Raw genomic sequence first — 9,099 nt, 5'->3', positions numbered from 1 at the left:
ACGGGTCGCGCCAGCTGCGATCATTTCGAGTGCGGTCGCACCGGTGCGCACGGCGCCGGAAGCCTTGACACCCAGGCGTGGGGCTACTGTGGACGACATGAGCGCCACAGCGTGCGCCGACGCGCCTCCCGCTGGGTGGAAGCCGGTGGAGGTCTTCACAAAGTCCGCTCCGGCGCGTTCGGAGGCCTCGCATGCGCGCACAATCTCGTCGTCGGTCAGGGCTGCCGACTCGATGATGACCTTGACCAGAACCGGCGCTGGGGCCGCGTCACGAACAGCCTTGATGTCCGACTCGACGAGCTCCCAGTTGCCATCCTTCACGGCGCCCAGGTTGATGACCATGTCGATCTCGTCCGCGCCGTCGGCCACAGCAGCTGCGGTCTCGGCGGCCTTGACTGCGGACTTGTGAGCACCCGATGGGAAGCCCACAACGGTCGCTACCTTGAGGTCCGACCCCTCAGGAAGAGCAACGGGAAGGTGGGAAGGGGAAACGCAGATCGAGAACGTGCCTAGCTCGATTGCCTCGGCTACGTGTGCCTGGATCATCTCGGTGGTTGTCTCAGGCTTGAGCAGCGTGTGGTCAACCATCTTGGCGACCTGTGCAGTGGTGAGTGCTTCCGACGTCATGTCTAACTCCAATACTTGTGGTGTGCAGTTCATTAAGTGAATGGGTGGCGGTCTGCCCGAGTGGTCTAGCGCACCTCGCCGGTGATCTCTTCGTACCTCTCCACCACATACTCGCCGAGCTCGTGGCGCTCGTCGTGGTGAATGAAGGCGCTCCACGCGGCGGTGAGCGTCACGTCAAGCAGGTCGTCGATAGTCCAGCCTGCCTCGTCGACCAGGCGAGTCATCTCGTTAGTCATGGAGGTCGCGGACATGAGTCGGTTGTCGGTGTTGACCGTGACGGCAAAGTCCAACTCACGCAGTCCCGTGATCGGGTGGGTGGCCACGGACTCGGCGGCACCGGTCTGCAGGTTGGAGCAGGGGCACATCTCGAGCGCGAGCTGTGCGTCGCGCACCCAGTTGGCTACCCGTCCGAGCACTGGCTCATCCCCACCAAACCCAGCAATATCGTCGATAATCCGGACGCCGTGGCCCAAGCGCAGCGCGCGGCCAATGTGCACCGCCTGCGCAATCGAATCAATTCCGGCGGCCTCGCCGGCGTGGATTGTGGCTGGGAAACCGGCCTCGTTCAGCTTGGCAAACACGTGCGGGAAACGGTCCGGAAGGAAGCCTGCCTCGGCCCCTGCGATGTCGAACCCGCACACCCCGGCGTCACGGTTGGCGAGTGCCAGGTCCGCGATCTCCTCCCAGCGGTCCGCATGGCGCATGGCCGTCAGCAGCTGGTTAACCTGGATGCGCTGGCCCTTGAGCTTGGCGGCTTCGACGCCCTGCGCGATGCCCTCAGCCACCGCGTCCACGGTGTCTTGCAGGCTCAGGCCGCCGCTCAGGTGCTGCTCGGGGGCCCAGCGGGACTCGGCGTACACAACGCCGTCCGCGGCGAGGTCTTCAACGGCCTCGCGGGCGACCCGAACGAGGCCCTCGCGGGTCTGCATGACCGCGATCGTGTGATCGAACGTCTCGAGGTAGCGTACGAGCGAACCCGAGTCCGCAGCCGCCTCGAACCACGCGCCAAGGGCCTCCGCGGTGGTTGCGGGAAGCTCGTGCCCGATCTGCGCGGCAAGCTCGATGATGGTCTCCGGGCGGAGCCCGCCGTCTAGGTGGTCGTGCAGAACTACCTTGGGAAGTTGTGCAATGAGCTCGGGGGTCGTCATGAGTTCTCCTGGATTGTTGAGGCGTCCTTGACGCGAGCCGGGGTGGGCACCACTGCCCACGTGAGGTGGTTCCAGCCACCCAGCGCGCTCGGGTCGACGCCCTTGTTGATGAGTTCGTCGAGGGTGACCAGCGTGTTTCGGCCGGTTGCCGGGTCGTAGATGAAGAGCGGCTTGCGCTCCTCGATCCCCTTGGCACGGTCGACCGTGGCCTTGAGTTTCGCTGAGAGCTCCTCGAGCCTCGCGTCGATGTGCTCGATGCCAGTTCGTTCGGATTCGTCCAGAATCGGTTCGGGCACCGTGGGTGGTAGGGGTGGGCAGTGCAGCACGACGACGTGGCGCGGCACGGCGGTCCCCCAGCCGCGGCTCGTGTCACCGCCGGTATACAGCAGTACCGGGAAGCCGCGCTCCGCCGCGTCGGCGGCATGTGTGAGAACTCTGGTTGCCTGCGGCAACGAGGTATCCACAACCATGCGGTGCGTGTACTTGTGCCCAGCAAAGGTCATCACGCGGGCAGCGCCCCAGGGCGCCGTCCCCCACTGGGTGGGCCAGCCAAAGAGCCAGCGCCGCTTGTTGGTGCGCGCCTTGATCTGGTACTGCAGTTCGCCGAATCGGCGGGCGGTTGCCGCCCGCTCCTCCTCGCTCACGCTGAATAGATCATCGGAGTCCTGATTTTCGACGATCGAGTCGCCTTGCGCTTGTGCCTCACCCACCGCTTCGGCTTGGTGTGGTTCGGGTGTAGCTTGGGCGACCTTTGGGGCGGGTTGGGTTGCTACGGGATCAAGCGGGTCAGCAGGCTTCTCCCGTGGCGCGGGGCTCGGGGTGCGCTGCGTGCGTGCAGCGGGGAATCGCGACTCCGCTCCAGCAGTACCGTCACTCGCCATTGCGAGCCCGATTGCTGCGGACCCACACGTGGTTCCGTCCACCTGGACCGCGGGGCAGACACCGCCTACGAGGACAGCGCCCTCCTCGACTCCGAGCGCCCAGTCTCCCTGGTCGGCGGTCGGCAACTCGCGGGGCAACACAGGCATGCGTGTGCGTCCTCCACCTAGGCCATACAGGAACGTGGTCAGTTGGTATCCCGACGATGCCAAAATCTCTCCCAAGTACGTGGACTTATGCCAAGATCAACCCTACCCGCTGCACGTTCGCGTGCAGCGGGTAGGGTTGCTCAGTTCTGCTGGGGTATTCAGCTGATGCGATCGTAGATCAGGCGTGCTGGGGTTGGTGTCGCGTCCGCTTCGATCTCGAACGAGGAGTTCGCGGTAGCAAGCGCACGCTCAAACCGTTCAGGAGTGTCAGTGTGCAGCGTCATGAGTGGCTGACCAGCTGTCACCACGTCACCTGGCTTAGCATGCAGTTCAATGCCCGCGCCCGCCTGTACTGGATCGTCCTTGCGCGCGCGGCCGGCACCAAGGCGCCATGAGGCGACGCCCACGTCGTACGCATCCAACTTAGTGAGGACACCTGAGGTTGGAGCGAGAATCTGCTGCTGCTCCTTGCCTACTGGCAGTGGGGCGTCGTTGTCGCCGTCCTGAGCAGCAATCATCGCACGCCACTTGTCCATTGCACGCCCGTCCTTGAGCGCAGCGCGAACCTCGTCCTCGGAGATGTCCTTGCCTGCACCTGCGAGCATTTCAACGGCGAGTGCGACCGTCAGGTCAACAACGTCGCTTGGGCCGCCACCGGCCAACACGTCGACCGACTCGCGTACCTCGAGGGCGTTACCCACGGTCAAGCCGAGTGGGGTGGACATGTTGGTCAGGAGCGCTACCGTGCGAACACCGGCGTCCTTACCAAGGTCAACCATGGTCTGAGCCAGCGTGCGCGCGTCCTCTTCAGTCTTCATGAACGCTCCGGAGCCGACCTTGACGTCGAGCACAAGTGCACCCGTACCCTCGGCGATCTTTTTGCTCATGATCGAGGATGCGATGAGCGGGATGGCCTCAACGGTTCCGGTGACGTCGCGCAGCGCGTAGAGCTTGCGGTCTGCTGGAGCCAGTCCCGAACCCGCCTGGCAAATGACGGCGCCGATCGTGTCCAGTTGACGCATCATTTCGTCGTTTGTAAGTGCTGCACGCCAACCCTTGATGGACTCCAACTTGTCGAGAGTTCCGCCGGTGTGACCGAGGCCGCGTCCGGACAACTGAGGAACCGCAACGTCAAAGACTGAAACCAGTGGTGCGAGCGGCAGAGTGATCTTGTCACCCACGCCACCGGTCGAGTGCTTGTCGCTCGTTGGGAAGTGCAGGGACGAGAAGTCCATACGCTCGCCCGTGTTGATCATCGCGTTGGTCCACAGCGCGATCTCCTCGCGGGACATACCGTTGAGCAGGATGGCCATGTTCAGCGCGGCCATCTGGTAGTCAGCTACGGTGCCATCGGTGTAGGCATTGATGACCCACTTGATCTCGTCGGCGCTGAGCTGCTTCTTGTCGCGCTTGGCGCGGATAATGTCGACCGCGTCGAATGCTGGTGCCGGTGCGTTAGTCACTGTGAAACTCTCTCTTCGTAGTCGTCAAGATCCTGCGGGCCAAAGGCCTGCGGAAGAATGTCATCCATCATGCGGAAGCCCGCCGGCGTCTCAATCACGAGTTGCGCTCCCCCGTGTTCCCACAGGAGTTGGCGGCAGCGGCCGCATGGCATGATTACCTCACCCACGCCGTTGACGCAGGTAAAGGCTGCCAGCCGTCCGCCACCCGTAGCAACGAGTTCGGAGATCAGGCCACACTCGGCGCACAACGTGACGCCGTATCCGGCGTTCTCAACGTTGCAGCCACGCACCAGGCGTCCATCGGTTGTAACACCTGCGGCGCCCACCGGGTACTTCGAGTACGGAACATAGCTCTTGGTTGTCATCTCGCGGGCGTGGGCCCGGAGGTCTTCCCAGTCAAAATCACGTGCTGCTACTTCGGCGTTCATGGTTCCACCTTCGGTGACAGCGAGCTCATCGCTGCCGATCGGCGTGCTCAGGGTGAGCCAGTCTGCGTACAGATCTCTTCCCCGTAGCACTTAAGTAAAACGTTTGACGGTCCACCCTAAAAAAAGGGTTGCGGAGTGGTGCGCACGGTTCCCCATGCGCACCACCTCGACTTACTTCTCGTAAGGCTTTCCTTCGGCAGCTGGTGCGCGGACCTTGCCCACGAGACCAGCCACAGCGAAGATCGTTGCCAGGTAAGGCAACATCGCCAAGAACTGAGTAGGCACCGGGGTGCCCACGATCGAAAGGGTGCCGCGGAGCGCCTCGGCGAAACCGAACAGCAGAGCTGCCGCGAGTGCACCATTCGGGTTCCATCGACCAAGGATCATCGCAGCGAGGGCGATATAGCCCTTACCGCTTGTCATTTCCTTACCAAAGCCGATGCCCTGCATGACAGTGAAGGCAACACCACCGAGTCCGGCAACTGCGCCACCGATCATGACGTTGATCCAACGGGTGCGGTTGACCTTGATACCCACGGTGTCTGCGGCCTTAGGGTGTTCACCGACCGAGCGGAGGCGAAGGCCCCAACGGCTACGGAACAGCAGGAACTGCAGCAGAATCACTGCGGCGAACATCAGGTAGACCAAGATGTTCTGGTTGAACAGAACCGAACCAATGATTGGGATGTCCGAGAGGATCGGGATCTCAATCTTGGACAGTCCTGGAGGCGTGTTAAGCGTGCCCTTGTTGTTCTTCAGCACAGTCGAGAACAGGTAACCGGTGATACCGATGACGAGCACGTTGAGGACAACACCCACAACGATCTGGTCAACCTTGTACTTGATCGAGAAGAACGCGAGCAGCACACCCACCAGTGCACCAGCGATGGGTGCAAACAGGAGCGCAAGGTATGGGTTGCCCGTCAAGGTTGCAACGACAGCACCGGTGAAGGCACCCGCGAGGAGCTGACCTTCAATGGCGATGTTGATGATTCCAACGCGTTCGTTGATCAAACCTGCCATCGCACCGAATGCGAGAGGCACAGCAAAAATGATTCCCTGCGAGAGGAGCAGTGGGATGGGCAGGGACTCAGCCTTGCCAGCGCCAGACCACACAAGGAACGAGATAATTCCAAGGACACCAACGAGTGAAGGCAGCCACGCACCGTAGCGAATGCGCTTTGCTGCGCCGTAGGCTGCGAACGCTGCGATCGCGAGGATCAGCACGCCAATCGCGACTGAAAGCGCCCGGGAGGGAACTACAAGGGTGCCGAACTTGATTGCGTCGCTCGAGGCTGAGAGGACAAAGTTAGTCTCGTCTCCCCCACCCACGGTGAGGCCAAAACCGAAAATCGCGATGAGGCCGATCACCGTGTAGGTGATTGGGCCCTTCCACGAGATCGGAGGAAGGATGGTTCCCTCGAGACTCTTCGAGTTCGGGGAAAGAGCAGTCGCGGTGCTCATGCTGCAACCTCCTTGAGTGGAACTGGCAGGCGGAAGATCGCGCGGACCAACGGAGGCGCTGCGATCAGCAGGACCACGAGGGCCTGGACAACCTGGACGATATCGATTGGGGTGTTCGAGTCAGTCTGCATAAGCGGTGAGCCGGCGCGCAGGGCACCAAACAGAATTGCTGCTCCCACAATTCCGGCTGGGCGCGAACGTCCAAGGAGCGCGACTGTGATCGCGTCGAAGCCGATGCTTCCCGCCACACCCTCCTGGAGGACACCCTCGGTACCAAGAGTCTGGGAGACACCACCCATACCAGCGAGTCCACCAGCTACGAGCATGACGTAGAGGTACATACGCTCGACCTTGATGCCAGCGGTTCGGGCGGCGTCAGGGTTGAATCCGACGGCGCGGAAACGGTAGCCAAGGACAGAGCGCTCCATAAGCCACCACACCGCAACAGCGGCGAGCAGCGCGAGCACGAAGCCCCAGTGAAGGCGGAAGTCCTGCCCAAGGAGCTTGGGGAACATCGCAGTGTCAGCCACACGCTGCGAAACCGGGTTGTTCGAGCCAGGGCGCATGAATGCGGTCGTGGTCAACAGGTACGACATGAGGAACCCGGCAATCGAGTTCAGCATGATCGTCACAATGACCTCGTTAGCGCCGAAGCGCGCCTTCAAGAAGCCTGCGATTCCGGCCCAGAGGCCACCCGCAAGGAAACCACCGATGATGGCAACGATGAGGTGGAGGACGACTGGAAGGTTGAAAGCAAAGCCGAAATAGGCAGAAACAACTGCACCGAGTACAACCTGTCCCTGAGCACCAATGTTAAAGATGCCGGAACGGAAGCCAATGCCAAGTCCAAGCCCCGCGAAGATGAGCGGCGTGGCAGCCGTCAGGGTCTCGGTGATCGGCTTGATCTTGCGTGCAAAGGTCGCAGCATCAGGGTTGTAGATGGCCCCGCGGAACAGTGCGGAGTATGCACCCGAAACCGAATCCCACACTGCCTTAAAGAAGTCCGCAGGACGGGCGAAGATGTACCCGGCTGTCTTCTGCACCGTTGGGTCCGCGGCCGCGATCAGAACCGCAGCCAGAATCAGTGCTCCAAGGATTGCAAAGATGATCACCGTTGCGCTGGACGATGCCATGTCGCGAAGTGCGGTGGTCCATCGTGACGGTGCGGCGCCCTTTTCTGGGGCCTTCGCTTCTGGAGCGGGAGCGTGCTCGCTCGAGACACTCACAGTGCGCCTCCGATCGGGTTGTCGCTGTCCTCGTCGGCGGCGGCGAGGATCGTAGTGTGCTTGTCGGCTTCTGCCTGAGCCTCGTCGTACGGGAGACCAGCCATCATCAGACCAAGGATGTCGCGGCTAGTGTTGCCTGGAACAATTCCGATGATCTTTCCCTCGTACATGACTGCGATGCGGTCAGCGAGAGCTAGAACCTCGTCAAGTTCAGTCGAAACGATGATGACGGCGGTGCCGTGGTCACGCTCGGCGACGATGCGCTTGTGGATGAACTCAATCGAGCCAACGTCAAGACCACGGGTTGGCTGCGACGCAATGAAGAGCTGGAGTGGACGCGAGAGCTCGCGAGCAAGCACGACCTTCTGCTGGTTACCACCAGAAAGCTGGGAGCCGAGCGCCTTCGAGCTTTGCGTACGCACGTCGAACTGTTCGATGTACTTGTTGGCTGCGTCTTCGATTGCTGCGAGGTCGAGCGAGAGGCCCTTTGCGTATGGCTCCCGGTCGTGCTGGTCCAGAATGAAGTTCTCCTCAATGGAGAAGTCCGCAATCAGGCCGTCCTTTGAGCGGTCCTCGGGGACAAACCCGACGCCCGAGTCAAGAACGCCGCGGATACTCTGACCAAGCAGCTCTTTTCCGCTGAGCTTAATAGATCCAACGGCGGACGGGTGAGAACCGAGAATGGTCTCGGTGAGCTCCGTTTGACCGTTGCCCTGAACACCTGCAATCGCGAGGATCTCACCGGATGCAACGTCGAAGGACACACCCTCGAGGAGCGGGACACCGTTGTCTGATAGCAGCGTCAAGTTTTCTACAGCGAGGCGCGTCTCTGCGGGCACTGCTGGAGACTTTTCAACGCCAAGGCTGACGGAACGCCCGACCATGGCCGATGCGAGCTCGGTCTCGGTTGCGGTTGGGTCTGCGCTGCCTACCACCTTGCCGCGCCGGATGACGGTGATCTTGTCGGCGACAGCCTTGACCTCGCGCAGCTTGTGCGTGATGAACACGATGGAAGTTCCGGAGTCACGAAGCTGGCGCATGATGCCAATGAGTTCGTCGGTCTCCTGGGGAGTGAGTACTGCAGTGGGCTCATCCAGGATCAGGATCTTCGCGTCACGCGATAGGGCCTTGATGATCTCGACACGCTGCTGGGCGCCTACCGGGAGGTCCTCAACCAGAGCGTCTGGGTCAATGTTGAAGCCAAAGCGATCCGAGATCTCCCGTACGCGCTTACGCGCTTCCTTCAGGTTGATGATGCCGGACTTGCCGGTCGGTTCAAACCCAAGGATCACGTTCTCGGCGACAGTGAACACTGGTACAAGCATGAAGTGCTGGTGGACCATTCCGATTCCGGCGGCCATTGCATCGCCGGGCCCCGCAAAGTTCACCGGGGCGTCGTCAAGAAGAATTTCACCGCCATCTGGGTCATAGAGTCCGTAAATGACGTTCATGAGCGTGGACTTGCCCGCTCCGTTTTCGCCTAGAAGGGCGTGCACCTGTCCGGGTTCGATGACAAGGTCAATGCTGTCGTTAGCAGTGAACTTACCAAACCGTTTGGTGACGCCTCGAAGTTCCAGCTTCATGCCTATACGCCTTCCGCGTCCATGTGCTGATGTGCATCGAAGAGTTGGCGCTGTGCGCCAGGGGGGGAATTACTGCGACTTTAATACGTTCTTAACTCTGTGATAGATGTGGCCCTAGAACCGCGGTTCTAG

At 61.4% G+C, this 9,099-nt stretch carries 8 protein-coding genes; all 8 read right to left on the bottom strand.

Annotation, left to right across the window (positions count from 1 at the left end; all coding sequences use genetic code 11):
- Nucleotides 1-627, bottom strand: a 627-nt coding sequence (gene deoC, locus HGSM_RS08480; RefSeq protein WP_019148323.1) for a deoxyribose-phosphate aldolase, incomplete at its 3' end; no start/stop codon positions are given.
- 65 nt (nucleotides 628-692) lie between these two features.
- Complete coding sequence (locus HGSM_RS08475; RefSeq protein ID WP_019148322.1) at nucleotides 693-1,775, bottom strand: adenosine deaminase; 1,083 nt, start codon at nucleotides 1,773-1,775, stop codon at nucleotides 693-695.
- Complete coding sequence (locus HGSM_RS08470; RefSeq protein ID WP_019148321.1) at nucleotides 1,772-2,803, bottom strand: hypothetical protein; 1,032 nt, start codon at nucleotides 2,801-2,803, stop codon at nucleotides 1,772-1,774. The genes HGSM_RS08475 and HGSM_RS08470 overlap by 4 nt, the downstream gene beginning before the upstream one ends.
- Before the next feature lie 158 nt (nucleotides 2,804-2,961).
- Nucleotides 2,962-4,266 (bottom strand): thymidine phosphorylase, encoded by a 1,305-nt coding sequence (locus HGSM_RS08465; RefSeq protein ID WP_019148320.1) that lies wholly within the window; start codon nucleotides 4,264-4,266, stop codon nucleotides 2,962-2,964.
- Nucleotides 4,263-4,694, bottom strand: a complete 432-nt coding sequence (locus HGSM_RS08460; protein WP_040594993.1) for a cytidine deaminase — start codon at nucleotides 4,692-4,694, stop codon at nucleotides 4,263-4,265. The genes HGSM_RS08465 and HGSM_RS08460 overlap by 4 nt, the downstream gene beginning before the upstream one ends.
- A 171-nt stretch (nucleotides 4,695-4,865) precedes the next feature.
- A complete protein-coding gene (locus tag HGSM_RS08455) occupies nucleotides 4,866-6,158 on the bottom strand; it encodes an ABC transporter permease (protein ID WP_019148318.1) in 1,293 nt (430 codons plus the stop codon).
- Entirely contained in the window at nucleotides 6,155-7,384 is a 1,230-nt protein-coding gene (locus HGSM_RS08450) for an ABC transporter permease (protein ID WP_019148317.1), read from the bottom strand. The genes HGSM_RS08455 and HGSM_RS08450 overlap by 4 nt, the downstream gene beginning before the upstream one ends.
- A complete protein-coding gene (locus tag HGSM_RS08445; RefSeq protein WP_019148316.1) occupies nucleotides 7,381-8,967 on the bottom strand; it encodes an ABC transporter ATP-binding protein in 1,587 nt (528 codons plus the stop codon). Before HGSM_RS08445 ends, HGSM_RS08450 begins: the two co-directional genes overlap by 4 nt.
- Nucleotides 8,968-9,099 lie beyond the last annotated feature (132 nt).

The sequence above is a fragment of the Timonella senegalensis JC301 genome (genome assembly GCF_000312125.1).
GTDB lineage: Bacteria > Actinomycetota > Actinomycetes > Actinomycetales > Cellulomonadaceae > Timonella > Timonella senegalensis.
This window is presented reverse-complemented; position numbering and strand designations above follow the sequence as displayed.

What these genes read in the sequence shown, in the direction of transcription:
- HGSM_RS08445 (WP_019148316.1), bottom strand. Translation starts at nt 8,967, where the DNA reads ATGAAGCTGGAACTTCGAGGCGTCACCAAACGGTTTGGTAAGTTCACT.
- HGSM_RS08475 (WP_019148322.1), bottom strand. Translation starts at nt 1,775, where the DNA reads ATGACGACCCCCGAGCTCATTGCACAACTTCCCAAGGTAGTTCTGCAC.
- HGSM_RS08455 (WP_019148318.1), bottom strand. Translation starts at nt 6,158, where the DNA reads ATGAGCACCGCGACTGCTCTTTCCCCGAACTCGAAGAGTCTCGAGGGA.
- HGSM_RS08470 (WP_019148321.1), bottom strand. Translation starts at nt 2,803, where the DNA reads ATGCCTGTGTTGCCCCGCGAGTTGCCGACCGCCGACCAGGGAGACTGG.
- HGSM_RS08460 (WP_040594993.1), bottom strand. Translation starts at nt 4,694, where the DNA reads ATGAACGCCGAAGTAGCAGCACGTGATTTTGACTGGGAAGACCTCCGG.